Below are 18,403 nucleotides of genomic sequence, written 5' to 3' on the forward strand. Positions count from 1 at the left end.
CAGAGGAGACGGCTCACCGAGAACTCGAACGAGGGCGATCAGCACACTCCCGCACAGCTGGACGAGGGACCTGCCCCGGCCTGGGATCTGTGGCGGCGCATCGCCGCCAAGGACCCCGCGTTCGGCCATCCGGAGGTCTTCGGCGGCCACATCCCGGAGACCAAGTGGGAGTCGGCCACGGTCACCACCCTCGACGAACGCATTCCCCGCTATATCCAGAAGATCTGCAAGCGAGACCCGTTCAGCGGCAACGTGGTCACCGGCGGCATCGTGACGGCGAAGGACTCGTCCTGGCTGATGAGCTGGACGGTGAACCGGCAGCCGCACTTCAAGCAGCAGCCCGCCGACCAGATCGTGGTGTGGGTCTACGCGCTGTTCGTCGACCGTCCCGGCGATTTCGTGAAGAAGTCGATGCAGGACTGCACGGGCGCGGAGATCACCCAGGAATGGCTGTACCACCTGGGTGTTCCCGAAGCCGAGATCCCGGAGATGGCCGCGGACGCCGCGACGTGCGTCCCGGTGATGATGCCGTATGTCACCGCGTTCTTCATGCCGCGCCAGGCCGGTGACCGCCCCGATGTGGTGCCGGCGGGTGCGGTGAACTTCGCCTTCATCGGGCAGTTCGCGGAGACCACCCGAGACTGCATCTTCACCACCGAGTACTCGGTGCGCACCGGTATGGAGGCGGCCTACACGCTGCTCGGTGTCGAGCGGGGCGTGCCGGAGGTCTTCGGCTCCACCTACGACATCCGCTCGCTCCTGGCGGCGACCAGCAAGTTGCGCGACGGCGAGGAGATGAGCCTGCCCGGACCGGAGTTCGTCCGCAATCGACTGCTGAAGAAGCTCGACGACACCGAGATCGGGCCACTGCTGCGCGAATTCGGCCTCATCGGCGAGGACTAGGAAACGACAATCGGGGCCCGATCCGGACGGATCGGGCCCCGATTGTCGTGTGTGGGACTACTTCTTGGTGATGTCCACGCCGGGTGCGGCGTCGGCGAGGATCGAGTCGGCGGCCAGCACCGCGCCACCGCTCTTCTTCCGCGACCGCAACCGCTTTTCCAGTGTGGTGGCCAGGAAGCTCAGCGCCATGTTGAGCGAGATCATGATCAGCGCGATGACGATCAGCGCGGGGATCGTGTTCTGCAACGACGCGCCTTCTTGCTGACCCGACCGCACCAGCTCCACGTAGGTGATCTGGTAGCCCAGCGCGGTGTCCTTGAGGACAACGACCATCTGCGAGACCAGTGCGGGCAGCATGGCCGTGATGGCCTGCGGCAGCAGGATCAGCCGCATGAGCTGGTTCTTGCGCAGACCCAGCGCCACGGCGGCTTCGGTTTGTCCCTTGGGCAGGGACTTGATGCCCGCGCGCACGATCTCGGCGATGACCGCGGAGTTGTAGATGATCAGCGCGATGACCACCGCGGCCAGCGCCAGCTGATCGGACGGGAACAGGTCGTAGTCGCCGAACACCGCGAACAGGAAGATCATCAGGATCAGCACCGGGATCGCCCTGGCGAGCTCGACGATCGTGCCCGCGACCCAGCGCACCCACGCGTGGTCCGACAGGCGCAGGATCCCGAAGATCATGCCGAACAACACCGAGCCGATGATCGAGATCACGGCGGCGGTGAGGGTGCCTTCCAGACCGGGCAGGAGATAGGTTTCCCAGATCTCGGACTCGAGGAACGGCTTCCATTTGGCCGCGGTGAACTGGCCCTTGTCGGCGAACGCGTCGTAGAGCCACCAGCCCGCGCCCACCAGCACGACGACGACCAGAACCGAGTACAGGTTGTGACGCAGCCGCGCGCGGGGCCCCGGAGCGTCGAACAGAACCGAAGCGCCGCTCATCGTGCCACCTCGTATCGCTTGGCCAGCCAGCCGAACAACAGCCCGGTCGGCAGGGTGAGGACGACGAAGCCGAGCGCGAAGATCGCACCGATGGTGAGAATGGCGGCTTCGTTCTCGATCATCGCGCCCATCAGGTACGCGGCTTCGGCGACGCCGATGACGGAGGCGACCGTCGAATTCTTGGTCAGCGCGATCAGCACACTGCCCAGGGGTGCGATGACGGCCCGGAAGGCTTGGGGCAGCACGATCAACCGCAGGTTCTGGGCGAATCCGAAGCCCAGTGACCGGCCCGCTTCGGACTGGCCGAGCGCGACGGTGTTGATGCCCGAACGCAGCGATTCGCAGACGAAGGCGGCGGTGTAGACGCTCAGCCCGATGATCGCCCAGCGGTAGTTGATGACCTTGATCTCGTCACTGCCGAGTTTCCACCCGAGGGTGCTGTACAGGCCGAGCGAGGTGAATACCAGGATCAGGGTGAGCGGAGTGTTGCGGAAGACCGCCACATACGCCGCGCCGACCCAGCGCGCGACCGGAATCGGGGATACGCGCATGCCGGCGACGACGGTACCGATGACGAGCGCACCGATCGCCGAGAAGAAGGTGAGTTTGATGGTTACCCAGAACGCATCGAGGATTTGGTTGTCATACCTCGAGATCAGGTCGAACACGGACGCGCGTCCTCCGATCGGTGTGAAAGCCAGCAGGACAACACCGCATCGGTGACCCGGGAAACCCCGGGCCACCGATGGTCAGTGGTTGATCAGTAGCGGTCGATGGTCGGCGGTGCGGGCACCGCGATACCGGTACCCGCGAAGTTCTTCTCCTGCGCGGCCTTCCACGAACCGTCATCGATCATCGCCTGGATGGCGTCGTTGACCTTGCCGCGCAGCTCCGAATCGCCCTTCTTCAGGCCGATGCCGTACTTCTCGGTGGTGAAGGTCTTGTTCACCAGCTTGAAGGTGCCCGGCGACTGCGCCGCGTAACCGGCGAGGATGACGTTGTCGGTGGTGACCGCGTCGATCGCGCCGCTACGCATCGCCTCGATGCACAGCGAATAGGTGTCGTAGGTCTGCAGCTGCGCCTGCGGGTAGTTCTTCTCGATGTTCTGGGCCGGGGTGGAGCCCTTCACCGAGCAGACCTTCTTGCCCGCGAGGGAGTCGGGGCCGGTGATGTCGGTGTTGGCGGCGGGCACCAGCAGGTCCTGGCCCGCGATGTAGTACGGGCCGCCGAAATCGACCTTCTCCTTGCGCTTGTCGTTGATCGAGTAGGTGGCCACGACGAGGTCGACCTGGCCGTTCTCGATCAGCGTCTCGCGCTGCGCCGACGGCGATTCCTTGAAGGTGACGTTCTCCGGCTTCACCCCGAGCTTGTCGGCGACGTACTTGGCGACGTCGACGTCGAAGCCGCTGTAGGTGCCGTCGGTGTTGCGCAGTCCCAGACCCGGCTGATCGAACTTGATGCCGATGGTCAGCTTGCCGTCCTGGGCGTTCTCGAGGGCGGACTTGTCGCTACCGCCACCACAACCCGCGGTGACGGTGGCTGCCAATGCCAGTGCCGCTGCGCCGATTCCGACGCGCATCGCACGATTGATCCTCATGAGTTTCCTTCTCCTTGTGACAATGGTGCTGCGAGTCAGTGGCTGAGAATCTTGCCCAGGAAGTCCCTGGCGCGTTCGGATTTCGGTGCGGTGAAGAATGTTTCGGGCGCGGCGTCTTCGACGATCTCACCGTCGGCCATGAACAGCACGCGGTCGCCCGCTCGGCGCGCGAAGCCCATCTCGTGGGTGACCACGAGCATGGTCATGCCTTCCTTGGCGAGGGCCACCATCACGTCCAGCACCTCGTTGACCATCTCGGGGTCCAGCGCCGAGGTCGGCTCGTCGAACAGCATGACCTTGGGATCCATGGCCAGTGAGCGGGCGATCGCCACGCGCTGCTGCTGGCCGCCCGAGAGCTGGGCCGGGTACTTGTCGGCCTGGTTGGCGATGCCGACCCGCTCGAGCAGGGCGAGGGCGTGCTTGCGCGCCTCTTCCTTCTTCTTCCCACGGACCTTCGTCGGCGCCAGCATCACGTTCTCGAGGATGGTCTTGTGCGCGAACAGGTTGAACGACTGGAACACCATGCCCACCTCGGCGCGCAGCGCGGCGAGAGCTTTGCCCTCGTCGGGCAGTGCGACGCCGTCGATGGCGATGTCACCGGAGTCGATCGGTTCGAGGCGATTGATCGTGCGGCACAGGGTGGATTTCCCCGAACCCGACGGGCCCAGGACGATCACGACCTGCCCACGGGGCACTTCGAGGTGGATATCGCGCAGGACATGGAGCTCACCGAAGTGTTTGTCCACGTTGCGCATCGAGATCATCGGCGGAGCAGCGGTGGTGGCTGCGGCGTCGGCGTTCCCGTTCGCGGGTGCGGCGTCGTCGGTCATGGTCAGAAACCTTATGTCCATTCTGGAGAATTGCCCGGCTTTCGAAGACATGCCGTGACGGCACGCCGAAACGACACCTGCTGGTAACCCGGCGGCTGCCCGTTACCTTTGCGTATTATCGTGCGAACGCAACCGTGACGCGCATCACACTCGGGGCTGCCCGTACCCTGGACAGGTGGATTCGACGGTTCAGGACGCGACTGAGGGCGCGACGCAGCACAGCTCTGTGGCGCAGCGCAGCTATGAGGTTCGCACATTCGGCTGCCAGATGAACGTGCACGACTCCGAACGCCTGTCCGGGCTGCTCGAGGACGCGGGCTATATCAAGGCCGCCACCGGCGAGACGCCCGATCTGATGGTGTTCAACACCTGTGCGGTGCGCGAGAACGCCGACAACAAGCTCTACGGCACCCTCGGTCAGCTGGTCCCGGTCAAGCAGGGGCGCCCCGGCATGCAGATCGCCGTCGGCGGCTGCCTGGCGCAGAAGGACCGCGAGACCGTGGTGCGCAAGGCGCCGTGGGTCGACGTGGTGTTCGGCACCCACAACATCGGTTCGCTGCCGGTGCTGCTCGAGCGGGCCCGCCACAACGAGCAGGCGCAGGTGGAGATCCTCGAATCGCTCGAGGCGTTCCCCTCGACGCTGCCCGCCAAGCGGGAGTCGGCGTACGCGGGCTGGGTGTCGATCTCGGTGGGCTGCAACAACACCTGCACGTTCTGCATCGTGCCCTCGCTGCGCGGCAAGGAAGTGGATCGCCGTCCGGGAGACGTGCTCGCCGAGGTGCGGGCGCTGGTCGACCAGGGCGTGCTGGAAGTGACCCTGCTCGGACAGAACGTCAATTCCTATGGCGTGAACTTCGTCGATCCCGAGCAGCCGCGCGACCGCGGCGCGTTCGCGCAGCTGCTGCGTGCGACCGGACAGATCGAGGGCCTCGAACGCGTGCGGTTCACCTCCCCGCATCCCGCGGAGTTCACCGACGATGTCATCGAGGCGATGGCAGCCACCCCGAACGTCTGCCCGCAGCTGCACATGCCGCTGCAATCGGGTTCGGATCGGGTGCTGAAAGCGATGCGCCGTTCCTACCGCAAGGAGCGTTTCCTCGGCATCATCGACAAGGTGCGCGCCGCGATGCCGCACGCGTCGATCACCACCGACATCATCGTGGGCTTCCCCGGCGAGACCGAGGAGGACTTCCTCGAGACCCTCGACGTGGTCCGCCGGGCCCGCTTCACCAGCGCCTACACCTTCCAGTACTCCAAGCGTCCCGGAACTCCGGCCGCCGACCTGCCCGACCAGCTGCCCAAGCAGGTCGTGCAGGAACGCTTCGAACGCCTGATCGCCTTGCAGGACCAGGTCTCCTGGGAGAACAACCAGGCGCTCATCGGCACCGAGGTGGAACTGCTCGTCGCCGAGGGCGCGGGCAAGAAGAACGCGGTGACCGCACGGATGAGCGGTCGTGCGCGCGACGGCAGGCTGGTGCACTTCCGGCCCGGCGACGTGACCGGCATCCGGCCGGGCGACGTCGTCACCGTCGACATCACCGAGGCGGCGCCGCACCATCTCATCGCCGACAGCGCGGTGAAGTCGCATCGGCGCACTGCCGCCGGTGACGCGCACGAACGTGGAATCACGCCCAAAACGGCGCCGATCGGTGTCGGGCTCGGGTTGCCCCGGATCGGCGCACCGGTCATCGAGACGGTCGAGAGCGGCTGTTCGACGGGGTGCTCGTCGTGAGCGACGACGAATCTACTACCGGTCGTAGTGGGTCGGATGCGAACGGCGCGTCCGGTGATGGCACAGTGGGACCCGCCAACGACCAGCCTGTGGACAGGAGCGGACACGCGGTGAACCCGGCGCGCAACGACGAGGATTTCGAACAATTCCGCGGTGAACTCGACGCGGTCGAGCGCCGCATCGCCGGTGAGATCGACCCCGGCGCGCGAGCGCTGGTAGTGGCGGGCGCGGTCTTCGCGCTGCTGATCTCGCTGGTCCTACCGACCGCGGGTACGGCGCGCGGCTTCGACGTGCTGCTCGACACCGACGCGGCGGGGGTCGAACACATCGGCTTGCCGTCGCGGATCTTCGTGTGGCTGGTCATCGTCTTCGGTGTCGGCTTCTCGCTGCTGGCGCTGACCACCCGTCGCTGGATACTGGCCTGGGTCGCCTGCGCGGGGTCGGCCGTCGGCTCGGTGTTCGGTGTGCTCTCGATCTGGCACCGCCAGACCCCCGGTCTCGGCAACTATCAGGGCGCGGGTCCGGGGATCGGCCTGATCCTGGGCACCCTCGCGATCATGGTGCTCACCTTCCACTGGGTTCGTGTGGTGTGGAGTCGCACCGCCGTGCAACTCGCCGCGGAGGAACAGCGCCGCACGGCGGCCCGCGAAGCCGAAGATCGCGACCGCAAGCGACTCAGCGGCGAATAGTCCTGCGAGACAAGAAAACCCCCGACCGGATCGGTCGGGGGTTTCTTTCTGTCTCACTCAGAGATTGCTGACCGCACCCTCTGCTGCTTCGGCCCATTCGCGCCACTGCTGTGCCTGCTCGAGCGCCTTCTCCGCATCGCGCTTCTTGCCCGCCGCGGTGGCCTTGGCGGCCTGCTCCTCGAACTGGGCCACCCGCTCACGGAACTGTGCGGCCCGCGCGACGGCCTCGGGATCGGAACGACGCCACTGCTGATCGGCCGCGTCGCGAACCCGCTTCTCGATGGCGCGCAGCTTGGCTTCGAGCTCCTGCATGCGCTCGCGGGGGACCTTGCCGATGGCGTCCCACTTGTCCTGCAGCTCGCGCAGCGCGTTGCGGGCGGCGTCCACACCGTTGGCCGGGTCGATGTGCTCGTAGGCCGCCAGCAGTTCCAGCTTGGCGGCGGCGTTGTGATCGAACTCGGCGTCGCGCTCGCTGACCGCCGCGTTGCGGGCGGCGAAGAACACATCCTGGGCGCTCTTGAACCGTCGCCACAGCGACTCGTCTGCCTCGCGCGGTGCCCGGCCCGCGGCCTTCCACTCGGTGAGCAGGTCGCGGAACACCGCGGCGGTGCCGGTCCAGTCGGTGGAGTCGGCCAGCTCCTCGGCGCGCACGCACAGCTCTTCCTTGCGCGTCTTGGCGGTGGCGCGTTCGCGGTCGAGGTCGGCGAAGTGGGCGCCGCGCCGGCGGTTGAACGCCTCACGGGCCTTGGAATAGCGCTTCCACAGCGCGTCGTCGACCTTGCGGTCGACCCCGCGGATCGACTTCCACTCGTCGAGGATCTCGCGCAGCCGGTCGCCCGCGGCCTTCCACTGGGTGGATTCGGCGGCGATCTGCTCGGCCTCGGCGGCGAGGGCTTCCTTGCGCTCGGTGTGCTCGTGGCGGGCGCGGTCCTTCTCCTCCTTGGCGTGCGCGGCGGCTTCCTCGGAGTGTTCGGTGATGACCTGTAGCCGGGCGGCGAGGCCGTCGATATCGCCGATGACGGCCGCCGTCGGCAGCGTCTCGGCCAGTGCCAGCGCGGCGGCCTTGGTCTTGCGGGCGTCGGCCCCCGCGGCCAGCCTGGCCTCGAGCAGCGCGACCTCGGTCGCCAGATCGTCGAAGCGGCGGCCGAAGTGCGCCAAGCCCTCGGCGACGTCGCCCGCCTGCCAGGAGCCGACGATCCGTTCGCCCTCCGCGGTCCGCACCCACGCGGTGCCGTCTTCGTCGACCCGGCCCCACTTGCTCGGGTCGGTGGCACTCGGCACGATCACGGCGTGCGGATGCGGTTGATCGGGGCCCGGCGCCGGTTTCACGGCATGGGGTTTCGGCGGACGCGGAGCATTCCCGCCGGGCTTGGGGGTACCGGACGGTCGCGGGGCCGGACCTGGGGTGGGCTTCGCGGTTCCGTTGCTGTCGGTCATTGCTCTCCGTCCCTGCCGCGCGTCACGGCTGCCTGGTTACGCCCTAGCACATCCCATTGAACCCGGTTCGAGCCGCGGAAACCATCGATCCGGAGGATCGAATAGCGGATTTCCTGGGATTTCGTCCCGGACGACGTGGGTAGTCGCACCTGAAAACACTAGCAATCTCGGCGGGCATCACTACGCCGGACACTCGCAGACCGCCGCGCGCCCGCGCCGCGCCGGATGTGGGCCCCGGTGCGCGCTGCGGCTACGGTTACCGCGTGTTCTCGATAGCGGCCCTGGTCCCGTCGCCGCCGATGCTGGTGCCCGAACTGTGTGGGCGAGTCCCGGTGTCCGGCAGCGATCCCGACGATCCGACCGTGGTGCTGCGCGCGGCTGCCCTCGACGCCGCCGCGGCCCTCGCCGAGGCCGCGGGCCGGTGGGTCGTCGTCGGGGTCGGTAGCCATGACCTGACCTACGGTTCGGCGACCCGGGGGACCTTCCGTGGGTTCGGCGCCGATGTCGTCGTCGGGCTCGGTCCGGCGGGCGAGGGCACCGGTCCAGCAGACGCTCAGCTTCCCCTTCCGGTACTGGTCGCCGGATGGTTGCGGGAGCAGGCCGCGCCCCGGATCTCGGTGCGGGCCCGGCTGTTCGCCGCGGGCACGTCGGCCACCGAGTGCGCCGCGGCGGGCGCCGCGTTGCGCGCCGAGCTGGACAGCGAGCAGGACCCGTGCGCGGTGCTCGTCGTCGCGGACGGTGCCGCGACGTTGACGGTCAAGTCGCCCGGCTATCTCGACGAGCGGGCCACCGCTGTTCAGCACGACCTCGACGCGGCGCTGCGCACGGGTTCGCGGGCCGGTTTGGCCGCGCTCGACCCGGAACTGTGTGCGGCGCTGCTCGTCGAGGGACGCGCCGCCTACCAGGTCCTCGGCGGTCTGTTCGCCGCCGATTCGGCCGATCCGCGGGTCCGTACCCTGTACCAGGGCGCACCCTATGGCGTCGGCTACGACGTGAGCGTGTGGCAACCGGGTGGACGGGAAGGGATCGACGAGTGACGAGCAGACCGATCGCGGTCGTCGGCCCCACCGCCACCGGGAAATCCGACCTCGCCCTCGATCTCGCCACCGAACTCGGCGGCGAGATCGTCAACATCGACGCGATGCAGCTCTATCGCGGAATGGACGTCGGCACCGCGAAACTGCCGCCCGACCAGCGGCGTGGCGTCCCGCACCACCTGCTCGACGTGCTCGACGTCACCGAGACCGCGACCGTCGCCGCCTACCAGAGCGCGGCCCGCGCCGTCGTCGAGGACATCATGGCGCGCGGAAAGACCCCGGTCATCGTCGGCGGTTCGATGATGTACGTGCAGGCGCTGCTCGACGAGTGGGATTTTCCGGCCACCGACCCCGAGGTCCGCGCCCGCTGGGAAGCGCTCCTGGCGGAGGGCGGGGTGCAGGCGCTGCACGCGGCGTTGCGGGAGGCCGACCCGGTCGCCGCGGCGACCATTCTGCCCACCGACGGCCGGCGCATGGTGCGCGCGCTCGAGGTGGTCGAGCTGACCGGTCGCCCGTTCGCCGCCTCGGCCCCGACAATCGGCGCCCCGCGCTGGAACGCCGCGATTCTCGGCGTCGACCGGGAGACCGCCGCCCTCGATGCCCGCATCGAGACCCGCACCGCCCTGATGTTCGAACACGGTCTGGTCGACGAGGTCCGCGGACTGATCGACCGGGGCCTGCGCGAAGGCCAGACCGCCCGCCGCGCGATCGGCTACGCCCAGGTGCTGGCCTACCTCGACGACGAATACGACCTCGACCACGCCCGCGAACGCACCCTGATCGGCACCCGCCGCTACGTGCGACGGCAGCGGTCGTGGTTTCGCCGTGACCCCAGGGTCTCCTGGGTAGACGGTGCCGATCCCGAGCTCGCCGCGACCGCGCTGGCCCTGCTCTCCCCAGCGAACACCGACCCGATAGGACGGACAGCGCAGTGACGCGACGAGTGAGTACCCGCAACGCCTCGGTGCAGGTGTGGCAGGCATACCTCAACAACCGGACAAAACGTCATCGTGACGGCCGGTTTCTCGTGCAAGGCGTGCGCCCGATCACGCAGGCGCTGGCCAATGACTGGCCGCTGGAAACCATGCTCTACCGGCTCGGTGGCCCCGAGCTGTCGAGCTGGGCGCGCGAGATCCTCGACACCGCCGACGTGCCGCAGGTGGGCCTCGTGCCCGAGCTCATGGCGGAGTTGGGGGAGAAGGCGGCGAGCGCACCGGAGATCGTGGCGGTCGCGGTGTCGCGACACCCTGACCTGGCCGACTACGCACCCGGTGAGCCGGGGGAGGACGCTCCGGTGGTCGTCGTGTTCGATCGCCCGAACTCGCCCGGCAACCTCGGCACCCTGATCCGCTCGGCCGATGCGTTCGGCGCGTCCGGGGTGATCGTGACCGGCCACGGCGCCGACCAGTTCGACCCGCAGGCCGTGCGCGCCTCGACCGGCTCGCTGTTCGCCGTGCCGGTGCTGCGCGCGGCGGGCCCCGGGCAGGTGCTCGAATTCCGGGACCGCCAGGCGGCGCGCGGCATCCCCACCCGCATCGTCGGCACCGATGAACACGCGCCGGGCACGATCTACGACCACGACTTCACCGAGGCGACGATCCTGGTCGTCGGCAACGAGACCACCGGCATGAGCTCGGCCTGGGCCGACGCGTGCGACGACCTGGTCACCATCCCGATGGGCGGCACCGCCAGTTCACTCGGCGCGCCGTCGGCGGGGGCGATCAGCCTCTACGAGATCGCCCGGCAGCGGCGTACCTTCGCCCGGTAGTGAAACCGTCGACGGCGCAGAGGAGAATGACGGACGTGTCCGACATCGAATTCAGCAAGGGCCACGGCACCCAGAACGACTTCGTGGTGCTGCCCGACCTCGAGGTGCGCCTCGACCTGACAGCCGACCGCGTCGCCGCACTGTGCGACCGGCAGCGTGGCCTCGGCGCCGACGGCGTGTTGCGCGTGGCGAAGGCCGGTGCGTTGCTCGCCGCCGGTGTGCTGGAAGCGCTGCCGGAGGGCGTCGGCGCCGACGACTGGTTCATGGACTACCGCAACGGTGACGGGTCGATCGCCGAGATGTGTGGCAACGGAGTGCGGGTCTTCGCGCACTACCTCAATGCCACCGGGCTCGAACAGCGCGCCGAGTACGTCGTCGGCAGCCGTGCGGGCGCCCGTCCGGTCGTGGTGCACGCCGCCGGCCGGACCGACGGTGAGGTGACGGTGGACATGGGCGTCGTCCGCGAACTCGGCCCGTCCACCGCGACCCTGGCGGGCTGGGCACTGGCCGGCATCGGCATCGATGTCGGCAATCCGCATCTGGCCTGCGTCGACGACAGTCTGACCGTCGACGCGCTCGCCAAACTCGACCTGAGCGTTTCCCCGGGCTTCGACCCCGACCTGTTCCCGCACGGGGTGAACGTCGAGATCCTCACCGCGCTCGACGCGGACAACACCGTCGACATGCGCGTGTACGAACGCGGCGTCGGCGAAACCCGTTCCTGTGGCACCGGCACCGTGGCCGCCGCGGCTGCCGCGCTGACCGCCGCCGGTGTGTCGATCGGCACCGAATCCGGCGAGGTCACCGTGCGTGTGCCGGGCGGGCAGGTGCGTGTCGGGATCGCCGACGGGCGTGCCTGGTTGCGCGGTCCCTCGGTACTGGTGGCCTCGGGAAGTCTGTCGCAGTCCTGGTGGGACGCGCAGTAGCACCGATAACCGCGTGCACGCTGTCACCCGGACGTGGCAGCATAGAGAGCGTATGACGAAACCAGTAGAACCCACAGAATCCACATCGGCCGAGCACACCACCGCGGCCGATCCCGACGTGGCCGCCGATCGCGGTGACGTCGATGATGCGCTGGCCCGCCACGCGGCCCGCATGAAACAGCCCGGTTGGGCGGCCGATCCGACCGTCGGCGAGATGCAGCTCGACGAGCGCACGTCGCTGCGACGCGTCGCCGGGCTGTCCACCGAGCTCACCGACATCACCGAGGTCGAGTACCGCCAGCTACGCCTCGAGCGCGTGGTGCTGGTCGGTGTCTGGACCAGCGGTAGTTCGGTCCAGGCCGAGGGGAGCATGGTGGAACTGGCCGCGCTCGCCGAGACGGCGGGCTCGGAGGTGCTCGAGGGGCTGATCCAGCGCCGCGACAAGCCCGACCCGGCCACCTACATCGGCTCCGGCAAGGCCGAAGAGCTGCGCACGGTCGTTCTCGACACCGGCGCCGACACGGTGATCTGCGACGGTGAACTCACGCCCGCGCAGCTCACCGCGCTGGAGAAGGTCGTCAAGGTGAAGGTCATCGACCGCACCGCGCTGATCCTCGACATCTTCGCCCAGCACGCCACCTCTCGCGAGGGCAAGGCCCAGGTCGCGCTGGCGCAAATGGAGTACATGCTGCCGCGCCTGCGCGGCTGGGGTGAGTCGATGTCTCGTCAGGCCGGTGGCCGGGCGGGCGGCGCCGGCGGTGGCGTAGGCACCCGTGGTCCCGGTGAGACGAAGATCGAAACCGATCGTCGCCGCATCCGCGAACGGATGGCCAAACTGCGCCGCGAGATCCGGGAGATGAAGACCGCCCGTGACACCATGCGCGCGCGCCGCACCGAGAGCGGGGTGCCCTCGATCGCGATCGTCGGCTACACCAACGCGGGCAAGTCCAGTCTGATGAACGCGCTCACCGGCGCGGGCCTGCTCGTGCAGGACGCGCTGTTCGCCACCCTGGACCCGACCACCCGCCGGGCCGCGCTCGACGACGGCCGCGAGATGGTGTTCACCGACACCGTCGGTTTCGTCCGTCACCTGCCGACCCAGCTGGTCGAGGCCTTCCGCTCGACCCTGGAAGAGGTCACCGGCGCCGATCTGCTGCTGCACGTCGTCGACGGCGCCGACCCGCTGCCGCTCGAACAGATCAAGGCGGTCCGCGAGGTGATCACCGATGTGATCAGGGAGCAGGGCACGCCCGCGCCGCCGGAACTGCTGGTGGTCAACAAGATCGACGCCGCCGACCCGAACGAGCTCACCCGGTTGCGCGGCATGCTGCCGCAGGCGGCGTTCGTCTCCGCCCAGACCGGCGCGGGCGTGGAAGAGTTGCGTGAGCGGCTCTCGGAGGTGCTCGGCGGACTCGACGTCGACGTCAGTGTGCTGCTGCCCTACAGCCGTGGCGACCTGCTCGCCCGCATCCACGCGGACGGCCGGATCGTCACCGCCGAGCACGAGGAGGGCGGTACCCGGGTTCGCGCGCGCGTGCCGCACGCGTTGGCCGCCGCCCTGTCCGAGTACGCGCACTCCGGTCCCGCGGAACCGGTGCTCAGCTGATCTTTTTCGCTGATTTGCCCGCCGGTTGCGGACAAATGTCGATGCGACACAGGTATTTTCGAACGCTATGGTCGAATATCGACAGCAGGAGGGTGTTATGTCGAACGACCATCAAGGTACGGAAAATGTGACGAAGGACAGGGTTGCGGTGGGCGACCCTGTTCTCTCGGATGGAGCGCCGCTGAACCCGGCGCCGAGTGAATGGGACATCCGCGCGTTCGAAGCGGTGCTCGCGCCGCTGCGGGCGTGGACCAGCCCGAAGTTCTACGGTCTGGACAATATTCCGGCCGAAGGGCCGGTGCTGATCGTGGCCAACCACAATCTGCTCGGCGGGATCGACGCACCGCTGATCATGCCGGAGATTCTGCGCGTGCGCGGCAGGCTGGTGCGCGGTCTGGCCGAGCATGTGCTGATGGTGCCCGGCGTGCGGGATTTCCTGCATCATTTCGGCGCGGTGCGCGGTACCCGCTCGAACTGCCTGGCGCTGCTCGAGCGCGGGGAGGCGGTGGTGGTGTTCCCCGGTGGTGGCCGGGAGGCGATTCGCCGCAGCGGCGAGAAGTACGAGCTGAAGTGGGAGGGCCGCACCGGTTTCGCGCGGATGGCGATCCAGGCGGGGGTGCCGATCGTGCCGCTGGCGATGATCGGCATCGACGATGCCTACGACATCGTCTTCGACGGTCAGCACCCGGTGATGTCGCCGCTGCGCTGGACCTGCCGCCTGCTCGGGATCAATCCCGAGCTGAGCCCGCCGCTGGTCAAGGGAGTCGGCCCGACGCCGCTGCCCCGCCCGGAACGGTTCTACTTCTCGGCGGGCGCGCCGATCGACCCCGCACCGTGGATGGACGCCGACGATATCGACGGTGCGTCCGCCGATCTGCGTGATGTGGTGCGCAAGGGCCTCGAGGAAGAACTGCAGTTCCTGTTCAACGAGCGTGAGCGTGACAGCGGTCGCACGCTGGTCGGCCGCCTGCGCAACGCATTGCCCTGGTGACCGCGACCGCCTGAGCGGCTGGATCGGCGCCCCGGGGCAGACGCGCCCACGGGGGTGTGGAATGCCCGCGGCGCCGATCTGGTTACCCCAGTTATGCGGACCGAGGTCCGGATAATGAGAGGGTGGCGATGATCGTGACAGAACAGGTCCAGGTCGTGCCCGGCGCCGACCGCAGGCGCTGGCGCAACGAATGGCTCGACTCGCGGCAGTCGTTCCCGGCCACCGGCAACTTCGTGCTCGAGGACTACGCGCACGGGCTGCTGCTCGTGCACAACGAGGACATCGTCGACCCGGGCGAGGGCTTCGACACCCATCAGCACCGCGACACCGAGATCCTCACCTGGGTGCTGGAAGGCACCGTGGTGCACCAGGATTCGACCGGACACTCGGGCTTGATCCGCCCCGGCCTCGCGCAGCGGATGAGCGCGGGCGCGGGCATCCTGCATTCGGAGCGCAACGGGGCAGGCTACCGGGAGAAGGAGCGCCTGCACGTCGTGCAGATGTGGATCCCGCCGGACGCGACGGGCGTCGCCCCGAGCTACCAGGAACTCGATATCGAGGGTGACCTCGCCCGCAACGCCCTGGTGCCGGTGGCGTCCGGTATGGCGCGCCATCGCGGCGAGGCGGCGATCGGCATCGGCAACCGCCACGCCGCCTTCCACGTCGCGCGGCTGGACCCCGGCCAGGCCGTCACGGTCCCCGATGCGCCCTACGGTCACGTCTTCCTCGCTCGCGGCACCGCCGACTATGAGGGCTACGGCACCCTGGAGCAGGGCGACGCCGTCCGCCTGACAGCGACCGGCGGCCACCGCGTGACCGCGGTGACCGCGGCCGAGCTGCTGATCTGGGAAATGACCGCGACCGCGCGCCGCTAGACCTTGCGGATGACGGTGACGACCTTGCCCAGAATTTGCGCGTCGTTGCCGGGGATCGGCTCGAAATGCGGGTTGTGCGGCATCAGCCACACGTCCTTACCGCTGCGTTTGAAAGTCTTCACGGTGGCCTCGCCGTCGATCATCGCCGCGACGATGTCGCCACCCTCGGCGACATTCTGCTGACGTACCACCACGAAGTCGCCGTCGCAGATGGCCGCGTCGACCATCGACTGGCCGACGACCTTGAGCAGGAACAATGATCCCTCGCCGACGAGTTCGCGCGGCAGCGGGAACACGTCTTCCACGGCCTGCTCGGCCAGGATCGGGCCACCGGCGGCGATCCGGCCGAGGACCGGGACGAAGGTCGGGGTCGGGCGGCTCGGGTCGACCTCGTCGGTCTGCTGGGGCAGCGTGGTGACCGAGCGGACCGCCTCGTCGAGTCCGCGGACGTTCACCGCGCGCGGTCGGTTCGGGTCGCGACGTAGGTAGCCCTTGCGTTCGAGGGCGCGCAGTTGATGAGCCACCGAGGAGGTGGAGGTGAGGCCGACCGCGTCGCCGATCTCACGGATGCTGGGCGGGTAGCCCCGTTCGGTCACCGAGGAGCGGATGACATCGAGGACCGTGCGTTGACGCACGGTGAGATCCGTCCCGGATCCCGATGTGACGGTGCCGGTGCCGCTTTCGTCACCCGTGTCGTCTGTGTGGGTCACCGTGTCCCGCCCTTCCAGTTGTCGAATTCGCCATCTCGAGGCTAGTCGTGCCACGCCGAACTATCAAACATCTGTTCGAGCATGTCGGGCGTTTCGTGCTGACAGCGGCGCGGGGATCTGGTAGAAATCGAACATCAGTTCGTCGCACAGGTGTTCGAATAGCGGGAGGCATTGCCGCCTCACCAGTACTTTCTCGCAGCAGCGGAGCACACCACCCCGGAGGTTCTTCCGATGAGCACAGCAACCAGCGCCCTGCGTTCCACAGACCCCACCGCCGCCCCGGAGCCCGTGCTCCGCCGGCGCCGGTCCGCCCGCGCCCCACGACCTTTCGCCTTGGTTCGATCGGCGATGTCGCGCCCGGCGGGCATCGAACGCCAGGCCGTCGAAGCATCGTCGGCCGCGCCCATCGCAGGCTCCGCCTCGCCTCGCCGGGTCGCGACCGCGCCCGCGCCCGCGAGCGTGGCACGCAGTATCGTCCGCTCCGGCGTGTTGAGCCCGCCCGCCAACGGCCTGCCCGCGGCCGAACCCGCCGACATCGTCCGCGTCCCCCGGCGGATCGACCTCACCGACGCCGAACTCGATCTCGCCTTCGCCACCGTGCCCCGCAGCGCGCCGGTGCGCCGTTCCCGTGAGGTCGTTCGCCCGCCGACGGCGGATCGCGGCCCGCGGCACCGCGCGCCGCGCAGCGACCTCTCGCTCTATGCCCGCGGTCCCGTGCGTACCGGCCACGCGCGGGGCATCCATCCGCTGCATCGCGTCGAGCAGGCCAAGGCCGGGTTCGCCGCGCTCGCCGTGACGGCGCTGGTGACCGCGCTGATCGTCGTCGCCTTTCTCGGGCTCGCCCACGTGCGCGCGGGTAGTTTCGCCGACCACGTCGACTCGACGACGCCCGGAATCTCGGAGCAGGCCGGGTTCGGGTCCGGAGCGCGGTCCGAGCCGGGGCGATGAGTCGAAAATCGCTGCGCGGAAGCATTTTCGGAGCGGGTTCCGACACTGTCCGAGATCATCTGTATCGACGAATCACACCCTGAAACTAGAACACGTTGCTACGGTGACGAGCATCCTGAATCGGGGCGGGGGCCCCGGTCGAACCCGGATGCGAGGTCTCGGTGCGCCGCTGCTCGATCGCTCTACTGCTCGGTGTGGTGCTCGGTGCCCTACTGGCACCCGCCGCGCACGCGGTACCCGTCTACACCGAGTATCTCGACCTCCCCGCGCTCAACGGTGTGGGCGAATACGGTGGCGGGCTGCACCCGGCGCTGCCCTCGGCACAGCAACCCCTGCGGGACGCACTGGCCCAGGCGCGCGAGGACGGCATCGACCCGGCGCGGTACGCGACGCTGCTGCACCAGTACTGGCTCGTCGTCGCCACCGACAACGCCGGGATCGACCTCGAAGCCTGGGCGCCCGAGCGTGGCGTCGCGGCCAATTCCGCCACCTTCAGCCAGGTGTACGTGAACTACTTCCGCCTCGCCGCCACCCGCTCCGATCTCTACTGGGCGGGCATGGCGGGCATCGCGGGCGCGTCCTTCGCCGCCGGCTTCTTCGACGTCGGTGACGTCGCCGCCGGTGTGTCCGTGGGCGGAATCCACGAACTCGGCAACGCTGTCGCCGACCTGTTGCGTGCCACCCCGCCCGAATTGCTCACCGGCGTCCCGGCCGATATCAGCGGCCTGGCCGCCCTCGGCCCCCGGCTGACCGCCGCCGACCTCGCCTGGTATCAGACCCGGCTGATGATCATGCAGAAGCACATCTTCATCGACCTGGTCCCGATGCACGAGGCCTATCTCGCCGACGGGATGGCGGGCATCGAGGAGATGTCCGCGGCCGGCCTGCTCGACGACGGCATGCGGGTGGCCTGGACCGGGATCGACGGCGGCACCGAAGCGGGTCGCGGCGACGCGCTGGTCGCGATGGCCGATCGGGAACAGAACCAGATCATCGCCGACCAGTGGGATGTGACAGCACGCGGTCGTGCCGGAATGGGCCGGGTGCTCACCTACGTCACCACGGTCGCGGGCAAGCCCGCCGTCCCCGGCACCCGCGCTCCCGGCGTGTACGCCCCGGTCACGGTGTGGTCGCCGATCGCCGCGGGGCGGCCGATGGGTCTGCGGACGCCACTGCCCGCGTTCAACTGGGCCGACCGGGAGACCCGCTGGGACTACATCACCGCCGATCTGCTGCCGCGCCATCTCGACCTCGCGACCGACGCGGCACGCGCGGTGACGGTGTATCGCGAACCGTTCACCGTCAAGCTCGACCGGGGCCGGATGCTCGCCCGGCTACCCGACATCATCGCGGACCTGGCCACGCAGTGGCAGGTTGTGCCATCCTGACCGGTATCCTGTCAAGAG

General features: G+C 68.6%; 17 protein-coding genes and 1 pseudogene. 12 read left to right on the forward strand and 6 right to left on the reverse strand.

Annotated elements, in window-relative coordinates; translation table 11 throughout:
• Positions 1-12: 12 nt before the first annotated feature.
• A pseudogene (locus ACWF99_RS25575) lies at positions 13-903 on the forward strand (oleate hydratase); the annotation flags it as partial.
• 57 nt (positions 904-960) lie between these two features.
• On the opposite strand, the gene ACWF99_RS25580 reads toward ACWF99_RS25575, so the two are convergent.
• The 4 genes from ACWF99_RS25580 to ACWF99_RS25595 all read right to left on the reverse strand — a co-directional run bounded on the left by ACWF99_RS25580 (position 961) and on the right by ACWF99_RS25595 (position 4,212).
• Positions 961-1,851, reverse strand: a complete 891-nt coding sequence (locus ACWF99_RS25580; RefSeq protein WP_378626607.1) for an amino acid ABC transporter permease — start codon at positions 1,849-1,851, stop codon at positions 961-963.
• Complete coding sequence (locus tag ACWF99_RS25585) at positions 1,848-2,519, reverse strand: amino acid ABC transporter permease (RefSeq protein ID WP_378626608.1); 672 nt, start codon at positions 2,517-2,519, stop codon at positions 1,848-1,850. The genes ACWF99_RS25580 and ACWF99_RS25585 overlap by 4 nt, the downstream gene beginning before the upstream one ends.
• A 92-nt stretch (positions 2,520-2,611) precedes the next feature.
• Complete coding sequence (locus tag ACWF99_RS25590) at positions 2,612-3,448, reverse strand: glutamate ABC transporter substrate-binding protein (RefSeq protein ID WP_378626610.1); 837 nt, start codon at positions 3,446-3,448, stop codon at positions 2,612-2,614.
• 35 nt (positions 3,449-3,483) lie between these two features.
• Positions 3,484-4,212: an amino acid ABC transporter ATP-binding protein gene (locus ACWF99_RS25595; RefSeq protein WP_378628270.1), complete on the reverse strand. Its 729-nt coding sequence runs from the start codon at positions 4,210-4,212 to the stop codon at positions 3,484-3,486.
• 241 nt (positions 4,213-4,453) lie between these two features.
• Here ACWF99_RS25595 and miaB point away from each other — a divergent pair, with 241 nt between their 5' ends.
• Positions 4,454-6,010, forward strand: a complete 1,557-nt coding sequence (gene miaB / locus ACWF99_RS25600) for a tRNA (N6-isopentenyl adenosine(37)-C2)-methylthiotransferase MiaB (RefSeq protein WP_452537586.1) — start codon at positions 4,454-4,456, stop codon at positions 6,008-6,010.
• A gap of 110 nt (positions 6,011-6,120) precedes the next feature.
• Entirely contained in the window at positions 6,121-6,699 is a 579-nt protein-coding gene (locus ACWF99_RS25605) for an Rv2732c family membrane protein (protein ID WP_452537609.1), read from the forward strand.
• A gap of 57 nt (positions 6,700-6,756) precedes the next feature.
• Here ACWF99_RS25605 and ACWF99_RS25610 read toward each other — a convergent pair whose 3' ends face one another.
• Entirely contained in the window at positions 6,757-8,136 is a 1,380-nt protein-coding gene (locus tag ACWF99_RS25610; RefSeq protein WP_378626615.1) for a DUF349 domain-containing protein, read from the reverse strand.
• A gap of 263 nt (positions 8,137-8,399) precedes the next feature.
• On the opposite strand from ACWF99_RS25610, the gene ACWF99_RS25615 reads away from it, so the two are divergent.
• The 7 genes from ACWF99_RS25615 to ACWF99_RS25645 all read left to right on the forward strand — a co-directional run bounded on the left by ACWF99_RS25615 (position 8,400) and on the right by ACWF99_RS25645 (position 15,339).
• A complete protein-coding gene (locus ACWF99_RS25615; protein WP_452537587.1) occupies positions 8,400-9,173 on the forward strand; it encodes a hypothetical protein in 774 nt (257 codons plus the stop codon).
• A complete protein-coding gene (miaA, locus tag ACWF99_RS25620; protein WP_452537588.1) occupies positions 9,170-10,108 on the forward strand; it encodes a tRNA (adenosine(37)-N6)-dimethylallyltransferase MiaA in 939 nt (312 codons plus the stop codon). Before ACWF99_RS25615 ends, miaA begins: the two co-directional genes overlap by 4 nt.
• Positions 10,105-10,941: a TrmH family RNA methyltransferase gene (locus ACWF99_RS25625; protein WP_378626618.1), complete on the forward strand. Its 837-nt coding sequence runs from the start codon at positions 10,105-10,107 to the stop codon at positions 10,939-10,941. Before miaA ends, ACWF99_RS25625 begins: the two co-directional genes overlap by 4 nt.
• A 44-nt stretch (positions 10,942-10,985) precedes the next feature.
• Positions 10,986-11,867 carry a diaminopimelate epimerase gene (gene dapF / locus ACWF99_RS25630; RefSeq protein ID WP_452537610.1) on the forward strand — a complete coding sequence of 294 codons (882 nt, stop codon included), beginning with the start codon at positions 10,986-10,988 and terminating at the stop codon, positions 11,865-11,867.
• A 172-nt stretch (positions 11,868-12,039) separates the two neighbouring features.
• Positions 12,040-13,473, forward strand: coding sequence for a GTPase HflX (hflX, locus tag ACWF99_RS25635; protein ID WP_378628273.1), 1,434 nt, complete (start codon positions 12,040-12,042; stop codon positions 13,471-13,473).
• A 148-nt stretch (positions 13,474-13,621) separates the two neighbouring features.
• Positions 13,622-14,464, forward strand: coding sequence for a lysophospholipid acyltransferase family protein (locus ACWF99_RS25640; protein WP_378626620.1), 843 nt, complete (start codon positions 13,622-13,624; stop codon positions 14,462-14,464).
• A gap of 128 nt (positions 14,465-14,592) precedes the next feature.
• The gene (locus tag ACWF99_RS25645; RefSeq protein ID WP_378655423.1) at positions 14,593-15,339 is read left to right on the forward strand and encodes a pirin family protein; all 747 of its coding nucleotides are present in this window, start codon (positions 14,593-14,595) and stop codon (positions 15,337-15,339) included.
• On the opposite strand, the gene lexA is transcribed toward ACWF99_RS25645, so the two are convergent.
• Positions 15,336-15,974 (reverse strand): transcriptional repressor LexA, encoded by a 639-nt coding sequence (lexA, locus tag ACWF99_RS25650; protein WP_266295581.1) that lies wholly within the window; start codon positions 15,972-15,974, stop codon positions 15,336-15,338. The genes ACWF99_RS25645 and lexA overlap by 4 nt on opposite strands.
• Positions 15,975-16,280: 306 nt before the next feature.
• Between lexA and ACWF99_RS25655 the strand changes: the two genes are divergently transcribed.
• Positions 16,281-16,997: a hypothetical protein gene (locus ACWF99_RS25655; RefSeq protein ID WP_452537589.1), complete on the forward strand. Its 717-nt coding sequence runs from the start codon at positions 16,281-16,283 to the stop codon at positions 16,995-16,997.
• Positions 16,998-17,158: 161 nt separating this feature from the next.
• Positions 17,159-18,385, forward strand: a complete 1,227-nt coding sequence (locus ACWF99_RS25660) for a hypothetical protein (RefSeq protein WP_452537590.1) — start codon at positions 17,159-17,161, stop codon at positions 18,383-18,385.
• The last annotated feature ends 18 nt before the right edge of the window (positions 18,386-18,403 follow it).

Source organism: Nocardia sp. NPDC055002, assembly GCF_053608825.1.